The organism is Sphingobacteriia bacterium (assembly GCA_017304685.1).
Taxonomy (GTDB): domain Bacteria; phylum Pseudomonadota; class Alphaproteobacteria; order Rickettsiales; family 33-17; genus JAFKLR01.
Genome location: JAFKLR010000006.1, coordinates 1 through 20522 on the forward strand (window position 1 = coordinate 1; position 20522 = coordinate 20522).

The following is a 20522-nucleotide window of genomic DNA, read 5'->3' on the forward strand; positions in this document are numbered from 1 at the left end:
ATTGTCATTTTTTTTACAAACCAAAATATGTAACATATTTTAGGTATATATCAAAAAAAACATGAAGGAAACTGTAATATAGTAAAATGTTTACGAAAGGATTAATGGAGCGTTAATTAATTGTAAACCTAAAGTACAGAAAAGATAGGTAATGCTAAATTAACACTACCTATCTTTATATTTAATTAATGACCGTGTTCATTTCCACCTTTTTTACCTAGCTCATTTGTCGATCTAAATGTCGGACATGGTTTAGGAGCTAAATTACCTAAGCTAGAAGTAGGTACTTCTTTATTTCGGTGAGCTTCCATATGTGCAGGTTTTGGCGGTGTAGTGGAAGTACGAGCCTTAGCGGGAGGAGTAGGAGGTAAAGGCTTAGCTGTAGTTTGACCCATATTCTGAGTAGCTTGTTTTATTGCATGCTCAGCTAAAACGTTTATGATTTCTTCATTATTAAGAGCACGAGCATAATTAGCAGGCTTAAGTCCTGTAGCATCCTCCAGATCAATTCTGGCACCTTTATTAAGTAACTCTTTAACAGCATTAACATTTTGATTCATTACAGCGTAGAAAATAGGAGTTCTGTTTAAATGATCTCTTACATTTACCGCATCATTATTATTATTAGAAATGGTATTAATATTAATAGCTGGTGAATTCAAATGAGGAGCGTAAGCTGAAACCTGAGTTACAGGTTGGGATTGTGGTGCATAATGTTGTTGTACAGGTTGTTGAACAATCTGCTGTGGTTTACCTTTATTTATTTCCTCTTGAGGGGTGATTCCATTATTGTCTTTTATAGTTGGATCGCCACCATAATCAACGAATAATGATGCTATATCAGCATGTGGTCTGCTTTTATCAGTTCCAACTTTTTTACAGGCGAAATGAAGAGGTGTGCGGCCGGTACTTTTCTGAGCATTAGGATTTGCGCCCTTATTAAGCATTGTTTTAATTAATTGTTCGTCAGGATTTTGAGCATTTACCGCAAAATGTAATGGGACTTGTTGATGCTCATCACGTGCGTTTACGTTAGCACCTTTATCAAGAAGGGAAATAATTTTACTCGAATTTTCTCTATCTTCAATCATAAAATGAAGTTTTGTGCCGAGTGAATTACTTACTTTTAAAACATCCTGAACCTTTGATTTAAGAGTTTTAATGTCCTTTTCTTTTAAACCATTTTGCTTAGCATAAGTTTGAATGTGGTAATCTATATTTTTTGCAAAATCATCATTAGCAACAGCTAAGCTAAAAAATCTTGGGGTTGATGCGGGAGCAGTATATTTAAAGCCGATAGTATCATCTGCTTTTTTATTCTTTTGAATATTTATATTATCTTTTGCTATTCCATCGATAGCAGCTTGTATTACAAGATTAGGTTTTTGAGAGTAATATCTTGCAAATGTTTTTTCTTCTGTTTCTGAGAATTTTTTTTTATCAATATCAAAATTTATATATAACCCATGAATTTTATTAGGTTCATTTGTTATTTCTAATTTTGTAAAATAATCGTTAATCCAGTGAGGCAGAATAGGGGTAATATCCTTATTAATAAAGGTGTCACTCATAAAAGGAGTCGATCCTTGATAGAAAAATATTACACTACTTCTTTTCTCACTTTCTGTAGCACTTACTGCAACATCATTTTTAACCTCAACGAATCCAGTAAAATCTTTATCTTTATTATTACCACTAAAAAATATCCCTAATCCTTCATCAGTGCCTTGAGTTATACTACCATATATACCTTTGTATTCTCTTTTGACTCGATTTGTATAATGATCTTCTATTTTAATTTTTTCAGCAGTTGTACTTAAACTCGGTTTTACATCTGATTCTTTGAGTTTATTAAAATAACCATTATCAAGAGCATATTGTAATTCTGGTCCATATATATAAAATGCTTTTTTAAAGGTTTTTAAATCTTGAGAAAAATTATTTAATTGGTTTGCATAGTTGTTATTTAAAAATTTTTGTAATTCTGTATATGTACTATGCCTAAATTCAGTAACACTAATTTCAGCGTTTTTATAAAGATGTTCAAAATTCGAAGGATTGTTTTGACTTTTTGACATGGTGTGAACCTATTTAAAATTAATAAGGAACGTTAACAATTGGTTAAATCATAATATTTTTTTTATAATTTTTTGTCAACCATAGGTAGTAAAATTAAAAAGATTATGTAATTTTTCTTTTAATTTAAAATTATTATCTACCGTTTTTGGCCAGAAGGATCATGCCTGGTAGTAGGAGTAGGGGGAGGAGAAGGATCCTTTCCGTCATCACCTTTTCCTTTAACCGGAGTAACTTTACCTTGTAACCCTTTACCAACTTCTTGAGCTTCACCCTTAACCTTATCAGGAATTTTATTGGAGTTATTAGTTTGATTCTTACTTTCTTGTTCCCCAGTCTTTGTAGCCTCATTAAATTTTTGAGCATTTGTAGGTAATTTGGAGTCTTCTATTGCGCGATCTTTATCCTCTTTAATATCTCTTTTAAAATCATTATCAAACTCAGCTTTCTTCTGAAGCTGTTTTTGATCTTTATCTTTACTATTATCTTGTTTATTATCCTTTAGCTTCTCTTGATTTAAAGGAGTTTTTTCTTCTTTAACATTATTTTCAACATTATTTTTACTAACACCCTCAATCTTTTCTTTAAGGTTAGGATCTTTCTCAAGTTTATCTACTGCTTTTGGGAAGTCAGCTTTAACTTTAGTAGCGCTTTCGTCAAAAGGTATTTTTGTTTCCTTATCCTTTTTATCAACTTTTTCTTCATTAGCTCCAAGTTTTGGTAATGAATCATTTCCTTTTTCTTTAGATTGTTGTTGATCTTTTTCCTTTTCATTGCTTGCAGCTTTAGAAGCTTCAGCTTTACCCTCAAAATCTTTAATTAAATCTTCACGATTCAATTCACCTTTACTTACCTTAGGATTTAAGCCAAAAAACGTTTTAACACTATCTAAAATAAAATTAGCCAGTAATTTTGGAGTAAGAAACTCTAAGGCTTTTTTCATCCAACTCTTTTTAACCCCTAATTTTTCAAGTAAATCAAGTTCTTCTGGTGTTAATTCAATATTGCCTTCAGATTTAAGCTTTTCTATTACTGCTTCTAATTTTTCTAATGTTTCAGGAGTAACTAACTCATCTTTGTCGCCTTCTCTATCCTTTAAGCCTTTTTCCTTCTGATCTTTAATGAATTCGTCAATATAACCCGCTATTTCCTCTTTCTGTTTTTTACTTAAAGAGTTGATTTTCTCATTCTTTTCTTCTAATTGTTTATCTTTTTCGCTGTCGTCATTAGCCATATCAAGCCTATGAATTCAATACATTAACAATATATTAATTATTTAACAAATAACGGTTTTTGTCAAGTTTTCTAAACTTTTGTAATTTAGGTTAATCTAGATAATCAGCAGGTATCTTGCCTGTTCTATTTTTCAAATATGGATCTGCACCTATTTCTAATAAATATTCATATATTTCAATACATTTTAATTTAGCAGCATAATGTAAAGGTGTGTCATCCCAATAATTTCCTATATTTAAATTTAGGCTAACATTATTATCTTTACTATATTTGTATAGGATTTTAACAGCCTCTAAATTATTAGCGCTACTTGTATAATGTAGAGCAGTAGAACCTCTTAAATCTCTTACATTAAGATCTGGGTCATATTTTAAAAGAGAAATGAGGAAGTCATTAAGGTCAGACATTATTACGTAATGAAGAGGGTATAATAAAAATTTATCACCTATCTCTGTTTTAGCATTATATTCAAGTAAGAGATTAAAAATATCTAATTTTTTATGTACAATAGCATATAAAAGAGGAGAGACACCATCTGTACGACTTAAATTAACATCCGCACCATTCTCCAATAACCATTTAACGTTGGCATAATTTTCATTTTGTATGGCATAATTTAGAGGTGTTTCACCAAATTTATCAGCAGCATTAACATCTGCACCTCTGCTAACAAGAAACTTTATTTTTTCTAAGGAATTACCGCTTTTGCTTAAAAGCTCATCGTTAAGGGAACTAACTAAATTTATAATTTTTAGTTCATTACTATCTTTTTTATAATTTAATAATGATTTCTTTTCAATTTGACAAAAATTATATATTAGATGAATAAATCTCATAAGTGATGGCTCTGAAACTTTTATAAAATCTCCAAAAGAATCTGTTTCAATTTTGATAAAATCAGCTTTTAGAAAAAGAGTTAAATAACTAAAATAATCGAAAAAGTCATCATTATTATCCGAACTTACTTGCGTGATAATTCTAATGTGATCAGATAGTAAATTAATAGCTTCTAAATTCTCATATTCTTTAGCATAATCGAGAGCATTTTTGTTGTCATTATCAATTAAATTAAGATCGGCACCATTTTCAAGTAATAGTTTGATTATAACATTAGAACCTTTACTAGCTGCAATATGTAAAGGTGTTTTACCTTTTTTATTTTTAGAAATTACAAGATTACATTTGTTTAATAATAATTTAGATATATCGAGATAATTTTTCATTACTGATATATGAAGAGGGGTATCGTTATCTATATCTAAAACGTCTAATTTAGCATTATATTTAATAAGAATTTCTATAGTTTCAATATAACCTTTACATACTGCAATATGCAAAGGTGTCATTTTATTATTATCTGTGGCTTCAATATTTGCACCAGCTTCTAATAAAATCTCTATGGTATAAGCAGCATTAAATTGATTAGCAGCTTGTAATAATGGTGTTAATCCTTCTTCATTTACCTTTTCAATATTAGCATTAAAAGAAATTAACAGTTTAATAAGATCATCATAACCCCTCTGAATAGCAATACTTAAAGCTGTACACCCTTCGTGTGTTCTGCTTTCGGTATCAGCGCCCGCTTCTAAAAGTAATTTAGCAATATTATACTGATTTTTTTTAATTGCGCATAAAAGGATAGGTGTTTGATCATATTCACTTATAATGTTTACATCAATGAATTCGTGTTTTAATAAAAATTTAACTATCTCTTCTGAGCCATTTTGAACAGCTTTATGCAAAATTGTTAAGTCATTATAATCCGCACCATTGATATATGCGCCTTTCTGGAGTAAAAACTCTACTTTAGAGAAGATGTTTTTTTCTTGAAAAGAATCTCCTAAGTAAGCATCTAAAGCGTATAAAAACTTCTTTTGATGCTCGTTAAATACTTTATCTTCAATTAAAGATGTTAATTTAGAATTCAAATTATATATAGTTTCTAAAACTTTTTTGATCTTTTCATTATATTTGGCAATTTCTTTAAATTTCTTGGTTTTATAAACTAGATGAAGTGAATGAATAAGTGAAGTAGGATAAGCTTTAATAAAACTATAAAATCCAACTTCTTCTTCATTATAAATTGTAATATAATCATTAATAATAGCCTCACAAACTAATCTGATTAGAGCTAATTCTTTAGTTTTATTATCAATAGTTAGATCAATAAATTCTTTTATATAGGGATATACATTCTTATTTTGATTTGCATAATCGAAAGGTGACTTACCATATTTATCTTGTATGTTTAATTTGGCATTTTCATTAATTAATTGTCTTACTGCATTATAATTGCCTGATATCACTGCAACATGTAAAGGAGTCTGTCCTTTTTCATTTAATGAATAAATATCATTTTCTTTTAAGAAGGAATTTTCATAATTTAGAATATTCCCATGTAAAAGTCTAATCGAATAGATATTATGTACACATTTTTCGAGGGTTGATGGATTATCAAGGTTGTTTTCATCAGCTAAGCAATATGGGATATTTAAATTATTTAGAAAATTAAAAATATGATGATTTCCTATAGCCAAACCATTTGAATCAGTACCTCCCCAGTGGATACCAATACAATTTCCATGAACGTTAAATATAGCACTACCAGAGCTACCTTGTTGGGTATCTTTTTTATCGTAAACAAGATTATTTTTAGAATTATCATTATCTATATTAGTGATAATAGTATTAGTAATATGACAAGTATTGTTGTCACCTCTTGTTCCTGGATATCCAATAATGGTTATACTATCACCTATTTTAAAATCTTCTCTATTATTACAGTTATAATCAAATTTAACGACATTCTCAGAAGCAATTGGAGAATATAATAAAGCTAAATCATGTTCTTCATCAAAAGCGATTAATTGTAAGGGTAGAGGTGTAATATAATTTCTGGCAGTATAGTTAAATCCATTTTGAATTACATGATAATTGGTAAGAACATAATGAGGATGTATAAAAACTCCTGTACCTCTAAATTTTTCATACAAATGTTTATTAGTAAGTTCACGAAATAATATCTCTTCCCATTCGGAGGCTTCTTGTTCATTTTGATCTTTAGATAATTCTGACATTGAGACAATAATCAATAGTTAATATATTAATAATTATGAAATATATTAACTATAATGTCAAAACTAATATAATTTGACAGAGGGTAATTCTCTTAATAAATTATTAATTAAACTGTTTTTTATTAAGGTAATCATTGATGTTTAAATATTTATTTTTATTCAGTTTACTTATTACAAATTCCCCTGCGTATAGTGAAGATATTTCTCAACCATTTGATTTTGAGATTTGTAAATATCCAAAAGGTAGTTTTTACAAAGAATGTAAAGACTGGGAAATGGAAAAAGGGATCGGAAAATACTGGAAAGAGATGAAAGAATTCTGGTTTAAGTTTCAAGATGCAGTAAAAAATGACCAAAAGGAAATATTAGCTGACATGATGAATTATCCATTAAGCGTGTTTTATCTATTAAAGCCTGTATCAATAGATGAACCGAATAGGGAAATGCTATTAAAGGAAAAGGTTATAAACGATAAAGAGGAATTTATAGCTAATTATGATTTTATATTTAATCCTAAATTTAAAAAACAAATTATAGAAGAAAAATATACCGATTTATTGGTTTTTAAAAATGTGCTGATGTTTCATAGCACCTATAGTACTGTTTCAATAAGAAAGCATTGCGATTTCACAAAAATAAAAAGAGAAGATTGCCCATATATGAAAGTTTACTACCTTACTAACGATGCAGTATTAGACGAGGAGTTTGGTAAATAATAATTGATAACAAGGGTAATTAAATGGCCGATCAAAATAAATTACAGTTAACTAGGGAAATTAGAAACAAACTTGCAGCTAATAATCTATCTGATGAGGAATATAAAAAGCTTCAATATGAATTCATTAAAGCTAATGAAGGAGCAAAATGTAAAGTTTATTTAGACTCACAAGGAATAAAAACTGTAGGTATAGGCTTTAACCTGGAAAACCCTAATGCTAAACAAGAATTAATAAATGCGTTTGCAGAACATAATATAAATGTCTCTTTCGAAGATGTGTTTAATGGCAAAAGAGTACTTAATGACAAGGAAATAAAAGTCTTATTTGATTACTCTACAAGAGTACGGGAAAACGAATTACGAAGAACCTTTGGTGAGGAAATTTGGAAAGGTAAACTAACACCAAACGAGCGATTAGCTATTGAAGATTTATATTATACAGGTGGTAATTCATTAGTTGGGAAGCAAACTTCTTTTTTTAAAAATATTAAGGAATATGCCTCTACTCATGACCAAAAATATTTAGATGCAGCAATTCATGAAGTTACTGAACGTTCTAATCCGAAGATTAATCCTAAAACTGGAAAGATATATGAGGATTGGGAAGGGAAACAAAACCGTCGTGAAGTGCAAGGGGAAATGCTTAAGACCTATGAAACGCCTGCATATAAGGATTATATAAAAGAACAAGGGTTTTCAAAGGATCTAGAAGAAGCAAATAAAAAGGTAAGTAAGTTTTTAGAAGAAGCAGAGAAACTAGCGGTAATACATGAAGAATACATTAAAAGCCCAACGCAAGATAATTACAATAAATACATAGATATATTAAAGCACGCTGAAGTAGATGGCTTGATGGCAGTTCATAAAGTAGAGTCAATATTGGAGTATTATAGTTAAGGCTATTTTATTATTTTGACCGTTAAAGGGGAATAATTATGTCTAAAAGAAAAAATAACTGAATTTTCCTCTAATTTTTTTAAGCTTTAATTTAAATATTTTTGTTGTAAAAGGTTTCAAGTTTTTGCCTCCATATGTTTATCATTTTATCAATAATAGATGTAAAAGAGATTTTACCATATTCTTTAGTATTAATAATGACTTGAGGAGAAAATTTTTGTGGAAATCCTTAGCCAAAAACTGTAACTTCTTCGACACTTAGGTCTTCTATACAATCTAAACATCTAGTGGTTTTATTTTGAGTTAAATCTTTATGCTTTACGGCATCCGCACAGTTTTTTAAAATATTATGGAAAGAAAAATTAGGCTGAAATTTAGTTACTTCATTTATAATATCATAATAGTTAATATTATTTAAAGAACCAAAATCATCTAATTCAGTATCATTTAAAATTATTTTGTCACTTTTAGCATAATCGATTAAGTGATGTAATGAAACAGCAAGGTCATAAGCAAGTCCTAATAACTTAGCTTTTTCTGTTGTAGAAATAAAATTATTATGGTTAATATATGAATTCATTTCTTTATAATTATTATAGTTCCTTTCTACACGATATGAAAACATCTCTCTTGTCGTACTAATAGTTATAACTTCATATTTCTTTTCTTTTATATTTTCCATAAGCTTCCTTATTAAAAATTAAATATAAGTTAAACGCCAATGCTAATTAAATATTTGTACTTTGTATACTCTTACTGGAAATTAAAAATATTATTGACAAATAGTAGCTTTCAGACTACTCTCAAGTGTAATGATAAAATAATGTAAAGATGAAAAAAGATAAAGAATTATTATATTATATTACTGAAAAAGGCAATTCTCCCTTTATAGAATGGCTTGAAAGTTTGGATAATGTAACTCAAGCAAGAATTGATAGTAGAATTCATAGGCTTAAGTTAGGTAACTATGGAGAGTTTAAAAGGCTTCAAAAGTCTATTTTAGAGTTAAAATTAGATTTTGGGCCAGGATATAGAGTTTATTTCGCAGAAATTACTAAGAATGTTTTACTATTACTTGGTGGGGATAAAAGCACGCAAAATAAAGATATAAAAAAAGCAGAAAAATATTATAAAGATTTTATGGAGCGACAAAATGGTAAATAAAAAACAAGCTGGTAATTATGATGATTACTTTAGTAAAAAATTAAAAGACCCAGAATATCTAGAAACTTTTCTAACTGTAGCATTTCAAGAATACGTTGAAGAAAACGACACTCAACATTTTTTAAGCTTACTTAGAGAGGTTATTATGTCGCAAGGCGGAGTAGCAAAAGTAGCAAAAAAAGCTTCTTTGAATAGAGAAAATCTTTTTAAATTATTAAACGGAAAATCTGAACCAAAAATTACAACTTTTGTAAAGCTTATAACTGCATTAGATATTAATATCAATTTTACAAAGGCTAAGAAAAATAGAAAAGCTGTTTAGACTATTCCCATAATTTTTTTAAGCTTTCATTTAAATACTTTTGTTTTATCATATCCAAAACCAAAGTTTTTTGACTTTCATCTTTGATTTCTATATTCATCTTGCTCACTTCTTCATCAAAGTTTTTCTTAGCTTTATCAAGAGCTTTGTGTTCTATCAGTGCTAAAAAAGAAGGAAAATTTTTAGGTTTAGGAAAATATACAAGTTCACATTCCATTGCATCAAATACTTTTTCAAGTGAATTTAGCTGTATCTTTTTGTTTTGTTCAGATTCTTCAGCTCTAATCAAATAATTAGGTGCAACACCTAATTTCCTGATAAGTAATAAGTTTGGTATTCCTAAACTCTTTTTAATAAAATTAATCCAACCTTCAGCTGGAACTTTAAAATTTATAATATTCTCTAAAATTTTATCCAGTTCTTTTAAACTATTATTCATAGACAACTCAAAAAGTTACATTATAACGTATTTTATATATTGACAAATAGTACATTATAATGTATATTAATATTTATAAGGTATATACACTATAAAGTAACACATCTAATTTTGAAAATCAATAAGGAGATCAGAAATAATAGAATGTATAAAAAAATATTTGAAGCAATAGACCAACACAATAAGGAAAAATTAAAAGGGGTATGGATTTTGGGTAAATAAAACAAATTTAGATTATCTCGAGTCGCTATATTACCTAATAAAATTACAATTTATCATAGTAAAGGAGGCCTATATGGTTTGCCAAAGGAAAGATATTGATTTTTTTAGCACTAAGCTTTCACGTTTAACAAAGGAAGCCTTAAATAACATAATCGGTAACACTCTTATTAATCTAAATGATAAAAGAAAAATACAAGAATATGAAATAGACAAGAGGCCAAAGATAATAGAAGAAATTGATTTAGGCTTGAAATTAAATGAAAAAATAAAAGGATTTCAAGTTTTTATTAAGCTTCAGTTTCTTCTTGATACTTCAGGTTACACGCTTACAAATCGTGAAGAAGAATTATTAATAATCGAATCAAAAGCGGAAAAGTTTGTTAGAAATGTAATCAGTAAATTACCTTCCATACTTTTAAAAGATTTTCAATCAAATCTAGAGAATAATATCTATAGCAAAAATATCATCAATAAAGATAAATATGCCAGTTTAGAACTTGAGTTAGAAGATTATAGTCTAGTAACAGCTGATATCCATGAGGATACAAAACAAATCAACATTTTAGTGAAAGCAATGTGATAGGAGATTAAATATGGATTTTATAAAAAACTTCTCACATAGTTTAGAAGTGTGTTTGGTAAGTAAGTCCCCATTTTTATGTGAAAGCATAGGATTAAAATTAGTTATTAGTTATTTTATATTTAGAACACTTCTTCTTGTATTTGTTATGGGTAAAAGCAAAAAATGACCAGTTATATAAAAACGTACCTTACGCGGCATTAGGTTATAGAGTTGCGTCCTATAACTTAACTTACCGGACATATATTATTATTTTCCCTAAAATTAAGGCTAGAAGTTTCCTAAATACCAATTTTTATTAAAGGAGGGAAAAGTGGCTAGTTTTATGTCCGGTAAGTTTTTATTAAATCAAACACTTAACTTTAATTATTGTAATATAGCTAATACAAACAATAAGTCTATTAATTAATAATAATCATATTATAATAATTATAAATAACATTGACAGTTAATTATAATTATATTATTATTAATAGTAGTAATAGTATAATTATAATTGGATAATATTATGAGTAATAATTCTATTAGTTTACCAGAACATCTACAAACTAGGTTAGATCATCTTTGTGCAGAAATTGATCGTAACAAAAGTTATATTGTGCAACAAGCTTTAGAAGCATATTTAGATGAAAAAGAAGATTTGTTAATTTCCTTATCTCGTTTAGCTAAGCCTGGTAAAAAATATTCTATGGAAGAAGTGGAGAAAGATCTTGGCTTGGAAGATTGAATTTGACTATAGAGCATTAAAAGAATTAAAGAAATTTTCTAAAAACGATCAAAGAGAAATTATTGATTATTTAAATAATAAAGTTAGCCCTTTAGAAGATGCAACCTCTTTAGGTAAACCATTAGTTGGTAATAAAGCTGGCCTTTGGCGGTATAGAGTAGGAAAAATAAGAATCATTAGCTTAATACAAGGTAAAACCTTTACTATACTTGTTATTAGAATTGCAAAAAGAGATAAAGTCTATGATGATTAGTAATCTATTATAAGGTCTAAAAATGAATGAGATTACTTTATTTGAACCAAAATTACCTTCAATAGAAGTTAATAAAATAAATCAAAAAGATTCAATTAGTTATTGGTTTGAGATTTATTTCACAACTCAAATTATTGGATCTCCTCATGAAACATTACGAGCTAAAAAAAGAGATATAATTAAATTCCTTAATTATTTTCACGAAAACTTTAAAACTAACCATATTGATTATTGGACTACCTCAGTAGTTAAAGGTTTTCAAGGTTATTTATTGAATATTCCATATAGTGCAACTACTATTAATAGGATATTTGCTACATTAAGACATGCTGCAAATTGGATAAATAAACAACGACCATTTTTAGCAGGTAACCCTTTTACTAATATAAGAGATGTAATAGTTGATGATCCAGCATGGAAAGGGTTAACCGATGATGAGATAAGGCTTTTAGAAATAGGCTGTAATCATCGAATAGCAATATGCAAAAAAGCAAATCAAAATCCATACCTTGAAGTAGCAGTATTTTATACACTTTTATATACAGGCATGAGAAGATTTGAGTTAGTGAATTTGAATATTAGCCAGTATTATAATAGCGGTTTTCATAATGTAGTAAGAAAAGGTAGAAAGATTACACGTAAAATTCATGTACCAAAAGAAGCCAAAGAAAGAATTGAACAATACCTAGCTACGAGAAAAGAATACAAACCAGAAGATCCATTATTTGTTACTAAAAACAATAATCGACTTGATACAAGAGATGTTCATAGAATTTGTCAGAAAATAGCTGCTCAAGCTTCGGCTCAATTACCTGAGAAAATAAAATTATCCCCGCATATGCTTAGGCATTCTATACTAAAAAGGATAGCAGAAAAACATGGACATTCAGCAGCGCATGCATTAAGTGGTAATGTATCAGCAAGTGTAGTTTTTAATTATACCAAGCCATCAGCAGATGAATTAGAAAATCAAACAGAAAATATTTTTAATTGATAGATATAATGTCAGATATAGATATAGTTAAAATATATGAAATAGTTTTTCGCTCTTTAAAAAGAGCTCAATTTTATTCAGGAATTGCAAATCACATCCTAAAATTATCAATCAATAATATTGAATTGGAAAAAGATAAACCTTCTGATTTTCAAATTGTATTTCCTGATTGGTTTGAAAATCAAAATCAATATAAAAAAACTTTCGCAGAGTGGGTTATGAATAGATTACTTGAAGATATGATAGAATCATTTGAACAATGCTTAGAAAGAATTTTTAAAATATTACCTATTAAAGAGGAATTTAAAGATAAAGCTAATAAAATTAAGGATTTAAATGGTTTTATAAGTAAATTCGAAAAAAATATTGGAATACCAATAAAGTATTCAGAAAGTATTAGGTCCTTGAATATTGCTAGAGATATACTTACACATAGTTATGAAGGCTATGTACGGAAAGATGATGTTAATGGTAATGATAATAAATTTACGGTTCATTGGTACAAACTAAAAACAAAGGTTTATGGTAAAAAACAAGGTGAAAATTATAAAACTGAAAAGGATATCTTAAATACATGGGTCGATACTCGTCAATTTGATAATCATAATGTAAAATTTGAACGAACTTTTATTAAAAAATCTAAAAGCTGGAATATTGATGAATGCATTCAGTTTACACCTTACGAAATTCATGAAATATCTTCTATGATAGATTTTATTATAAAAGATTTTCATTATAATCTCAGGATTAAAGCGTTAAAAATAATAAATTTAAATAATTAATTTTAAATGTATTTTTAATTACTTTAAAATGGATTTAATTTACTTTACAATAAACTATCTTTACTATAAACTATAAAGCATAAAGTAATGGTTTATAGTTTATGGTTTTGAGTTACAAAGAATTAGATAATAAAAAAAAGCAGATTGATTCCTTTCGACCTTTAAATTTTGATTTAATTAATAATTTAGAGAAATGGTTTAAAGTTGAGCTTACTTATACAAGCAATGCTATAGAAGGTAATACTTTAACAAGAAAGGAAACAGCGGTTGTTGTTGAGAAAGGTTTAACGATAGGGGGTAAAAGCCTTATCGAACATCTTGAAGCAATTAACCATGCCAAAGCTCTGGATTTAATTCACTCTCTTTCTGAATCGAAAAAAACAATTAAGGAACATGAAATATTATCTATTCATTATGCCATATTAAAAGGCATCGATGATCATAATGCAGGGAAATATAGGAATGTAGCTGTGAGGATATCTGGCTCAAGTGTAGTTATGCCTGCGGCTCACAAGATAAACAATTTAATGGAAGAGTTTATTAACTGGCTGAATAATGAAGGTAATAATATTCATCCTGTAGAAAAAGCTGCCCTTGCACATTACAAGTTAGTTTCTATACATCCTTTCACTGATGGAAATGGAAGAACAGCAAGGCTTTTGATGAACCTTATACTTATTCAAAATGGTTATCCTCCAGCAATTATAAATAATAAATATAGATTAGAATATATAAATGCATTAGAAAAAGCGCAATTAGGCGGTAATTTAAAAGATTATTTAAATATAATTATAAATGCAGTAGATAAATCTTTAGAAATATATTTAAGGGCTATTAAAGATGAAGAACCAATACTTGATAAAGAAATAGAGTTATTAAAGATAGGACAATTAGCTAAAAAAGTGAATGAACCAATTCCAACTATAAGATACTGGACGTCATTGGGGCTCATTAATATTGATTCCTACACTAAGTCAGGCTATGGGTTATATAATTCAAATGTAATAGATATAATAGAAAAAATTAAAGCTCTACAAAAGGAACGTTATACTTTAGAAGAGATAAAGCAAAAAATACACAAAGGAAATATATAATGAAAATTGGCGTCATAGGAGCAGGGGCATGGGGAACTACTCTTGCATTACATTATCAGAAAATAGGGTCAAACGTAACCATTTGGTCAAGAGATGAAGAATTGAATGAAACCTTTAGAGAAACAGGAGAAAATATTAAATACTTACCTGGTTTCAAGTTTAATAAAAATGGTCTAAGAATTACTAATGATCCTAAAGAATTTTCTAATAATAGTTATGATGCTGTTTTAGTCACTATACCAACTCAGACTATAAGAAAAGTTCTAGCAAATTTCTCGTTAGATAATGCTAATATAATTATATGTTCTAAAGGTATAGAAGAAACTACCTTAAAACTAATGCATGAAGTAGTGGAAGAAGTATTTCCTAATAGTAAAACTGCAATGCTTTCAGGTCCTAATTTAGCGCTTGGAATAGCCCAAAGTCTTCCTGCCAGTACATTAATTGCAAGTAAACATTCAGAAATAAAAAAAATTACAGATAAATCGTCTAGCATTAGTTTTAAATTTCATTTCTCAGAAGATATAATCGGTGCACAAATTTTTGGAGCATGTAAAAATGTATTAGGTATTGCATGTGGAATATTAAGAGGACTAGAAGTAGGTGAGAATTATTTTTATTATTTTTTAAGCCAAGGAACTAAAGAAATATCAGAACTTTGTATAACTTTAGGCGGAAGTGAGGAAACAGTATTTACGCCTGCAGGGTTAGGAGATATAGTACTTACTTGTACAGGGAATAAATCAAGAAATAACAAACTTGGCTATGAAATTGCAATCAATTTAGATAAAAATGTTGAAGAAGTAATCAAAAATACCAATTTACTTTCTGAAGGATATACTACGGCTAAATCTTTATATTCACTATTAAAAAATAAAGGCATTAAGTCCCCTATTTTAGAATCTGTTCATAATATACTTTATGAAAATGAAAGCGCGGTTATTTTGAAGAAATTAATATCTTTAGAAAAAGTAAGTTAATGAATGATAATTTTTCCAAAACAAATAAAAAAACAAATAACGTTGATGATATAAGCTTTCTAAGTACTGAAGTTATGTTAGATATAGCTACAATAACTTTTCAAGAAATGTATGGTGAAGAAGATGAATTTATAGAAGAGTAAAAAATAAGCCTTTAAGAATATTGACAATTATTAATTATATATTATTATCTTTATTAACACATTATTAATATTTATTGAAGTCTCTGTATTATGAAAATTAATTCTCTCTAAGTCCTATTTTGGACTTAATTATGCAAAGTTATATCTTAATTTTTTGCATTATCCAAATTAGTCCCAAATTGTTTGAGAGAATTATATGACTCATAAACCTATTCACATCCATAATCTAGCTTTAATATTACCTCATAAAATCTGCTTTGAGAATTTTAGTACTCAAATCTATTTTGGCAACCGTATTGCTATAATAGGAAGAAATGGAAGCGGTAAATCAAGCTTACTTAAAATCTTACAAGGCCAATTTGAATCTAGTGATGGAAAAGTTGGTATCCCAAATGATGTAAAGTTTGGAAATGTCCCCCAAATTATCGAAGCTTTCGAAGCATTGAGTGGTGGACAAAAGTTTAATGCAGCTTTAACTGAAGCAATTAGCTCTTTTCCTAATGTTTTACTTCTTGATGAACCTACTAACCACCTAGATAGCAGTAATCGAAAATCGCTTATGAGAATGCTTAATTCTTTCGATGGTACATTAATCGTAGTAACTCATGATACTCAGTTACTAAAAACGATGGATATAATTTGGCACATTGATAATGGCAAAATTACTATGTTTCATGGTACCTACGAAGGTTATTTAAGAGAATCACTTATTAGGCGTAACCATCTTGAAGATGAATTATCGCAAATTCAACGTCAAAAAAAGGAAATACACACTTCATTAATGGAAGAACAATCAAGAGCTTCTAGGAGTGCTTTAAAAGGTCAGAAAAGTATAGATAACCGTAAATGGCCAACTATTGTTAGCAAAGCTAAAATGGGTAGAGCGCAAGAAACTTCAGGAAATAAAAAAGCACAGCTTTCACATAAGAAACAAGAGTTAAATAATAAGCTTTCTGATATGTATATTCCCGAGATTTTAAAGCCTAAATTTCATTTAAAATCTGCTTATATTCCTAATAAGGATTTAATTGTAATTAGTAATGGAAATATTTCATATGAAAACAATATAATACTTAAAGACATTAATATTTCAGTTAATTCTAATGAAAGAATAGCAATATGTGGTGATAATGGTTCGGGAAAATCAACTTTGTTAAAAGCGATATTAAATAAGCCTAATATTATAAAAAAAGGGGAATGGTTATTACCTAAATTAGAAGACATAGGTTATTTAGATCAGCATTATGGAAATTTAAACTCAAATGTGACTGTATTTGACTCAGTAAGTGATGTAGTTCCTAATTGGATCCAAGCAGATATAAGGAAACATTTAAATGAATTTCTTTTCCGCAAAAACGAGGAAATTAATAACTTAGTATGCAACCTTTCTGGTGGTGAAAGAGCAAGGCTTTCTTTAGCAAAGATTGCAGCTAACCCACCAAAACTATTAGTTTTAGATGAAATAACAAATAATTTAGACTTAGAAACTACAGATCATGTAATACAAATATTAAAAGAATATCAAGGTGCAATGATAATAGTTTCCCATGATGAAGAATTTTTAGAAAAACTAGGAATTGATAATTATTATGATATCTTAAAGGGTAATATTCAATTAAGGTAATATTTTATTTGGTAAAGTTAACAATTTATTTTCATAATAATGGAATTGCCAATTATTTTTGTATTCTTTGGTAATATCTTTGTTTTTAATAATAACTACATTTTCAGCATTTCTAAATTCCGCTCCATTACTAAAATTGTAACTGCCAGTAATAGTAAATAGGTCGTCAATGATAATAACCTTATTATGAGCTATTCCTTTAACCGATCTATCAATATCAATATGTATAAGGGAAGTTGAGGGAAGGGATGGTTTATAAATAGTATTAGGCTCAGTGAGTTGTGATTTATCCAGTAATATATTGACATTAACTCCTCTACGAGCAGCATTCTCTAAAGCTTCATAAATAGGTTTAGAAGTAAAAGAATAAGCCTGCATATGAATAGATTTTTTAGCTAAATTGATTTTGTTTATAATTACTTCCCTACATCCTGAAGGAGGAGTAAAACAAATTTCAACATCAAGGTCTGGTGATACAACAGTAAAGTGGTGAGTAAACTCTCTTAAATAAAATACAAATCCAACAAGCAAACCTAGTAATAATGCAAAAAACTTGTTGTTAGTTGCATTAAATAAAACTTTTGTAGAAATGGTTTTCTTTTTTCTTGGCATAATTCTAACTACTAATTATGTAAGTCAATTAAGGGTACTTTAGAATGGTAATAATTCCAAGCTTTAAGGTATTCCATTGCAGCAGAAGTGTCATCAATAATAATCATATCCACATCATGATAATGGGAAGGTGCTAAATTGAAAGTACCAGTAATAACATATCTTTCATCAATAATAATTACTTTATTCAGTGGTAAATAATACCTTCTAAACTTACGTGATTTTACAGCGTGATAAACAAAGGTTTGAATTGGAGAATGTAGGGCTTCTTGATAAATAGATCTCTCATCTCGTATTCTTGAAGCATCAAATAACATTTTTACTTTAACGCCTCTATTAGCAGCTTTTACTAAAGAATTAAAAATTTCCTTATATGAAAAATAATTGGCTTGTACATAAATAGTATTTATAGCGTTATCAATATGCTCATTAAGTTTATTATAACAATCATATTCTGTTTGTATAAGACAGGGTAAAACATTCCCTACCTTTACAGTCGTAATAATATTAGCTCTTTTCTTATATAAAGAAGAAAGTACCATAATTGCGAATATAAGTACGAGTATAGCCCACGAACCAAGTTTGAAATAAATATGACATTTTTCAATAAAGGGGTCTTTATTATTAGATTCTTCAGTCATTTTATGTAATTAAATAAATTATTTCTTATATTTTTTAAGATTTACTTCCTTACCATTAATATACAGTAAAAGTAAATTAGGCATGCAGGAAATAACCTTTTCAGGGTAAATATCCAAACCTGAGATACTGAGTTCTTTAAGCTTAGGAAAAAAACTTAAATCTAGATTATCAAATTTGACATTAAGCAAATCTAGTCGTTCAAGATTATTAAGATTATGTAATGCATTGATATTACTTGCGGTTGTCCAGCGTTTTTCATGCCCTAGTAATAAAGTAGTAATGTTTGTAAGATTAGAAATATGATTTAAATCAAGCTTATGAATAGATCTTAGATCAAGATACTTCAAATTTATTAAATTACCTAAATATTCCCAGTTCACTAATTTATTTGGTAAAGCTCCCATGTTCTTAAGTATAGGAATAAGTTCATCCATGCCCTCAATGTTATTAGGTGTAAAGATTAAACTTTCTAATTTAGTAAGCTTAGAAATATTCTGAATATCATGAAAATCAGTTTGATGAAGGTCTAAATACTTTAAATTAACAAAGCTATTTAATAAATGAGTATTTTCTAATTCTTCAGTATGACAAAAAGACAAAGATTCTATTTTAAAAGCTAAATTAAGAATATTCTTGATATCAAATATGCTAAATGACTCAAATTCTAGAAACTTCAAGTGATTAAAATTACTTAAAATATCATAATTAATTTTATTATTTCTGTTAAATCTTAGCTTAGTAAGGTTAGGAAACAATTTTATATTTTCTATATTTTGAATATTTCCAAGCGTTAACGTCGTTACGTTATTCAAGGTATCATTTATTTTACATATTTCTATGCATTCTAAAAGTTCTTTATCTGTATTTATGTTGTAGGTTAAATTTTCCATTTTTACCTTTGTGTATTAGTATTAATATAAAGCTTATAAATATACTGAACGGGGATTACTTAAGGACGGCATTATCAAAAGTTTCTTTTGTTAAATTTATGAAAACTTCTTTATAAGCTTTTTTAACATTTTCTTGTTGTAATGAATGATAAATTTTAACCATAGCACCTACTAATAATAGTCTATTTTGAAAAAATATGTTTTCTAAACCACATTTAATAAGTATGCCCCCCATTGTAATAATTGAATGTGGAATATTAACAAAATTACTTATGCGTTTCTTATTTAAAGCTTGCTCCCCAAGTAAGCACAATTGTTTTTCATTTATTTTATTTTCTTCGAGTAAAGACCTTACATAAATTAAACAACCAATAAGCAATTTATCATTCTCATAGAATAATTCTTCGAGTCCACTCATAATTATGAGTCCACCCATTTTGAATTTTTTCTGAGTATCCTTTTCCCTCTTTTTTATAGATTCAGCATTAATTTTATAATTAAGCTGGAATAGCTTCTTCAGCTCTATTTGTCTCTTCCGCAACAACAGTTTTTGGCTTTCTACGTAAGGTTTTGACAAGAAAGGGATCTGATAATTCTTTAAACCTCTTTAAAGATGAAGCATCTTTTTTTTCGAAAGCTTCTTTTAAAAATAATAAACCACCGATAAAAGTATCATCATCAATAAATAGAGTGTTTGTTTTTTCTATATAACTCAGAACAACTTTTTTTCTCTCTTCATCAATTTTTTTTAATTTTTCTTCTGCCTTTCTTTTTTCAGCAAGTAATTTACTCATATTTACATCACCTGTATTAAAATGGAGTGGGGATATAACCCCCAACTCGCTTTCCGTTGGTAGACTTAACCATGCCTGGCGGCCTACAATTTATATAATTAATAAACTTAGTATTAAATGTCAATGTTAATAAGTTTCTAAACATAAATCGCTTTCTGTTGCTAAAAATGCTAGCGGGGTTAGCAGTAAAAGATTACTGCTAAGGGGACGGCAATGAGTCCCCTTTAGAAAAAATATAAAAAAATAATATTGCGTT

Annotated in this window: 24 protein-coding genes; 14 read left to right on the forward strand and 10 right to left on the reverse strand. The window is 28.2% G+C overall.

Annotated features, from left to right (window positions below):
- Positions 1–185: 185 nt before the first annotated feature.
- The 3 genes from J0H68_09190 to J0H68_09200 all read right to left on the reverse strand — a co-directional run bounded on the left by J0H68_09190 (position 186) and on the right by J0H68_09200 (position 6389).
- The gene (locus J0H68_09190; protein MBN8828867.1) at positions 186–2078 is read right to left on the reverse strand and encodes an ankyrin repeat domain-containing protein; all 1893 of its coding nucleotides are present in this window, start codon (positions 2076–2078) and stop codon (positions 186–188) included.
- 137 nt (positions 2079–2215) lie between these two features.
- Complete coding sequence (locus J0H68_09195) at positions 2216–3310, reverse strand: hypothetical protein (GenBank protein ID MBN8828868.1); 1095 nt, start codon at positions 3308–3310, stop codon at positions 2216–2218.
- A 91-nt stretch (positions 3311–3401) separates the two neighbouring features.
- Positions 3402–6389, reverse strand: coding sequence for an ankyrin repeat domain-containing protein (locus tag J0H68_09200; GenBank protein ID MBN8828869.1), 2988 nt, complete (start codon positions 6387–6389; stop codon positions 3402–3404).
- Positions 6390–6526: 137 nt separating this feature from the next.
- On the opposite strand from J0H68_09200, the gene J0H68_09205 reads away from it, so the two are divergent.
- Positions 6527–7105 carry a hypothetical protein gene (locus J0H68_09205; GenBank protein MBN8828870.1) on the forward strand — a complete coding sequence of 193 codons (579 nt, stop codon included), beginning with the start codon at positions 6527–6529 and terminating at the stop codon, positions 7103–7105.
- A 23-nt stretch (positions 7106–7128) separates the two neighbouring features.
- Positions 7129–8004, forward strand: coding sequence for a hypothetical protein (locus J0H68_09210; protein MBN8828871.1), 876 nt, complete (start codon positions 7129–7131; stop codon positions 8002–8004).
- Between the two features lie 229 nt (positions 8005–8233).
- Here J0H68_09210 and J0H68_09215 read toward each other — a convergent pair whose 3' ends face one another.
- Positions 8234–8686 (reverse strand): hypothetical protein, encoded by a 453-nt coding sequence (locus J0H68_09215; GenBank protein MBN8828872.1) that lies wholly within the window; start codon positions 8684–8686, stop codon positions 8234–8236.
- 149 nt (positions 8687–8835) lie between these two features.
- Here J0H68_09215 and J0H68_09220 point away from each other — a divergent pair, with 149 nt between their 5' ends.
- Both J0H68_09220 and J0H68_09225 read left to right on the forward strand, forming a co-directional pair.
- Positions 8836–9168 carry a type II toxin-antitoxin system RelE/ParE family toxin gene (locus J0H68_09220; GenBank protein MBN8828873.1) on the forward strand — a complete coding sequence of 111 codons (333 nt, stop codon included), beginning with the start codon at positions 8836–8838 and terminating at the stop codon, positions 9166–9168.
- Positions 9158–9490 carry a hypothetical protein gene (locus J0H68_09225; GenBank protein ID MBN8828874.1) on the forward strand — a complete coding sequence of 111 codons (333 nt, stop codon included), beginning with the start codon at positions 9158–9160 and terminating at the stop codon, positions 9488–9490. Before J0H68_09220 ends, J0H68_09225 begins: the two co-directional genes overlap by 11 nt.
- 1 nt (position 9491) lies before the next feature.
- Here J0H68_09225 and J0H68_09230 read toward each other — a convergent pair whose 3' ends face one another.
- Positions 9492–9929, reverse strand: coding sequence for a hypothetical protein (locus tag J0H68_09230; protein MBN8828875.1), 438 nt, complete (start codon positions 9927–9929; stop codon positions 9492–9494).
- Positions 9930–10224: 295 nt separating this feature from the next.
- Between J0H68_09230 and J0H68_09235 the strand changes: the two genes are divergently transcribed.
- The 10 genes from J0H68_09235 (at position 10225) to J0H68_09280 (ending at position 17328) form a co-directional block, all read left to right on the forward strand.
- Complete coding sequence (locus J0H68_09235) at positions 10225–10731, forward strand: hypothetical protein (GenBank protein MBN8828876.1); 507 nt, start codon at positions 10225–10227, stop codon at positions 10729–10731.
- 13 nt (positions 10732–10744) lie between these two features.
- Complete coding sequence (locus J0H68_09240) at positions 10745–10900, forward strand: hypothetical protein (protein ID MBN8828877.1); 156 nt, start codon at positions 10745–10747, stop codon at positions 10898–10900.
- Between the two features lie 339 nt (positions 10901–11239).
- The gene (locus J0H68_09245) at positions 11240–11458 is read left to right on the forward strand and encodes a ribbon-helix-helix protein, CopG family (GenBank protein ID MBN8828878.1); all 219 of its coding nucleotides are present in this window, start codon (positions 11240–11242) and stop codon (positions 11456–11458) included.
- A complete protein-coding gene (locus J0H68_09250) occupies positions 11442–11711 on the forward strand; it encodes a type II toxin-antitoxin system RelE/ParE family toxin (protein MBN8828879.1) in 270 nt (89 codons plus the stop codon). The genes J0H68_09245 and J0H68_09250 overlap by 17 nt, the downstream gene beginning before the upstream one ends.
- A gap of 22 nt (positions 11712–11733) precedes the next feature.
- Positions 11734–12705: a tyrosine-type recombinase/integrase gene (locus tag J0H68_09255; protein MBN8828880.1), complete on the forward strand. Its 972-nt coding sequence runs from the start codon at positions 11734–11736 to the stop codon at positions 12703–12705.
- A gap of 8 nt (positions 12706–12713) precedes the next feature.
- A complete protein-coding gene (locus tag J0H68_09260; protein ID MBN8828881.1) occupies positions 12714–13487 on the forward strand; it encodes a hypothetical protein in 774 nt (257 codons plus the stop codon).
- 101 nt (positions 13488–13588) lie between these two features.
- Positions 13589–14581 (forward strand): Fic family protein, encoded by a 993-nt coding sequence (locus J0H68_09265; GenBank protein ID MBN8828882.1) that lies wholly within the window; start codon positions 13589–13591, stop codon positions 14579–14581.
- Entirely contained in the window at positions 14581–15561 is a 981-nt protein-coding gene (locus tag J0H68_09270; protein MBN8828883.1) for an NAD(P)H-dependent glycerol-3-phosphate dehydrogenase, read from the forward strand. Before J0H68_09265 ends, J0H68_09270 begins: the two co-directional genes overlap by 1 nt.
- Positions 15561–15704: a hypothetical protein gene (locus J0H68_09275; GenBank protein MBN8828884.1), complete on the forward strand. Its 144-nt coding sequence runs from the start codon at positions 15561–15563 to the stop codon at positions 15702–15704. Before J0H68_09270 ends, J0H68_09275 begins: the two co-directional genes overlap by 1 nt.
- Positions 15705–15900: 196 nt before the next feature.
- The gene (locus J0H68_09280) at positions 15901–17328 is read left to right on the forward strand and encodes an ABC-F family ATP-binding cassette domain-containing protein (GenBank protein MBN8828885.1); all 1428 of its coding nucleotides are present in this window, start codon (positions 15901–15903) and stop codon (positions 17326–17328) included.
- Here J0H68_09280 and J0H68_09285 read toward each other — a convergent pair.
- The 5 genes from J0H68_09285 to J0H68_09305 form a co-directional block, all read right to left on the reverse strand.
- A complete protein-coding gene (locus J0H68_09285) occupies positions 17320–17940 on the reverse strand; it encodes a phospholipase D family protein (GenBank protein MBN8828886.1) in 621 nt (206 codons plus the stop codon). The genes J0H68_09280 and J0H68_09285 overlap by 9 nt on opposite strands.
- An 11-nt stretch (positions 17941–17951) precedes the next feature.
- Positions 17952–18581, reverse strand: a complete 630-nt coding sequence (locus J0H68_09290) for a hypothetical protein (protein ID MBN8828887.1) — start codon at positions 18579–18581, stop codon at positions 17952–17954.
- Positions 18582–18599: 18 nt separating this feature from the next.
- A complete protein-coding gene (locus tag J0H68_09295; GenBank protein ID MBN8828888.1) occupies positions 18600–19472 on the reverse strand; it encodes a hypothetical protein in 873 nt (290 codons plus the stop codon).
- Between the two features lie 55 nt (positions 19473–19527).
- Positions 19528–19908, reverse strand: a complete 381-nt coding sequence (locus J0H68_09300; GenBank protein ID MBN8828889.1) for a hypothetical protein — start codon at positions 19906–19908, stop codon at positions 19528–19530.
- Positions 19909–19969: 61 nt separating this feature from the next.
- On the reverse strand, positions 19970–20311 hold the full coding sequence (locus J0H68_09305; protein ID MBN8828890.1) for a hypothetical protein: 342 nt from the start codon (positions 20309–20311) through the stop codon (positions 19970–19972).
- Between the last annotated feature and the right edge of the window lie 211 nt (positions 20312–20522).

What these genes read in the sequence shown, in the direction of transcription:
- J0H68_09190 (MBN8828867.1), bottom strand. Translation starts at nt 2,078, where the DNA reads ATGTCAAAAAGTCAAAACAATCCTTCGAATTTTGAACATCTTTATAAA.
- J0H68_09195 (MBN8828868.1), bottom strand. Translation starts at nt 3,310, where the DNA reads ATGGCTAATGACGACAGCGAAAAAGATAAACAATTAGAAGAAAAGAAT.
- J0H68_09200 (MBN8828869.1), bottom strand. Translation starts at nt 6,389, where the DNA reads ATGTCAGAATTATCTAAAGATCAAAATGAACAAGAAGCCTCCGAATGG.
- J0H68_09205 (MBN8828870.1), top strand. Translation starts at nt 6,527, where the DNA reads ATGTTTAAATATTTATTTTTATTCAGTTTACTTATTACAAATTCCCCT.
- J0H68_09210 (MBN8828871.1), top strand. Translation starts at nt 7,129, where the DNA reads ATGGCCGATCAAAATAAATTACAGTTAACTAGGGAAATTAGAAACAAA.
- J0H68_09215 (MBN8828872.1), bottom strand. Translation starts at nt 8,686, where the DNA reads ATGGAAAATATAAAAGAAAAGAAATATGAAGTTATAACTATTAGTACG.
- J0H68_09220 (MBN8828873.1), top strand. Translation starts at nt 8,836, where the DNA reads ATGAAAAAAGATAAAGAATTATTATATTATATTACTGAAAAAGGCAAT.
- J0H68_09225 (MBN8828874.1), top strand. Translation starts at nt 9,158, where the DNA reads ATGGTAAATAAAAAACAAGCTGGTAATTATGATGATTACTTTAGTAAA.
- J0H68_09230 (MBN8828875.1), bottom strand. Translation starts at nt 9,929, where the DNA reads ATGAATAATAGTTTAAAAGAACTGGATAAAATTTTAGAGAATATTATA.
- J0H68_09235 (MBN8828876.1), top strand. Translation starts at nt 10,225, where the DNA reads ATGGTTTGCCAAAGGAAAGATATTGATTTTTTTAGCACTAAGCTTTCA.
- J0H68_09240 (MBN8828877.1), top strand. Translation starts at nt 10,745, where the DNA reads ATGGATTTTATAAAAAACTTCTCACATAGTTTAGAAGTGTGTTTGGTA.
- J0H68_09245 (MBN8828878.1), top strand. Translation starts at nt 11,240, where the DNA reads ATGAGTAATAATTCTATTAGTTTACCAGAACATCTACAAACTAGGTTA.
- J0H68_09255 (MBN8828880.1), top strand. Translation starts at nt 11,734, where the DNA reads ATGAATGAGATTACTTTATTTGAACCAAAATTACCTTCAATAGAAGTT.
- J0H68_09260 (MBN8828881.1), top strand. Translation starts at nt 12,714, where the DNA reads ATGTCAGATATAGATATAGTTAAAATATATGAAATAGTTTTTCGCTCT.
- J0H68_09265 (MBN8828882.1), top strand. Translation starts at nt 13,589, where the DNA reads ATGGTTTTGAGTTACAAAGAATTAGATAATAAAAAAAAGCAGATTGAT.
- J0H68_09270 (MBN8828883.1), top strand. Translation starts at nt 14,581, where the DNA reads ATGAAAATTGGCGTCATAGGAGCAGGGGCATGGGGAACTACTCTTGCA.
- J0H68_09275 (MBN8828884.1), top strand. Translation starts at nt 15,561, where the DNA reads ATGAATGATAATTTTTCCAAAACAAATAAAAAAACAAATAACGTTGAT.
- J0H68_09280 (MBN8828885.1), top strand. Translation starts at nt 15,901, where the DNA reads ATGACTCATAAACCTATTCACATCCATAATCTAGCTTTAATATTACCT.
- J0H68_09285 (MBN8828886.1), bottom strand. Translation starts at nt 17,940, where the DNA reads ATGCCAAGAAAAAAGAAAACCATTTCTACAAAAGTTTTATTTAATGCA.
- J0H68_09290 (MBN8828887.1), bottom strand. Translation starts at nt 18,581, where the DNA reads ATGACTGAAGAATCTAATAATAAAGACCCCTTTATTGAAAAATGTCAT.
- J0H68_09295 (MBN8828888.1), bottom strand. Translation starts at nt 19,472, where the DNA reads ATGGAAAATTTAACCTACAACATAAATACAGATAAAGAACTTTTAGAA.
- J0H68_09300 (MBN8828889.1), bottom strand. Translation starts at nt 19,908, where the DNA reads ATGGGTGGACTCATAATTATGAGTGGACTCGAAGAATTATTCTATGAG.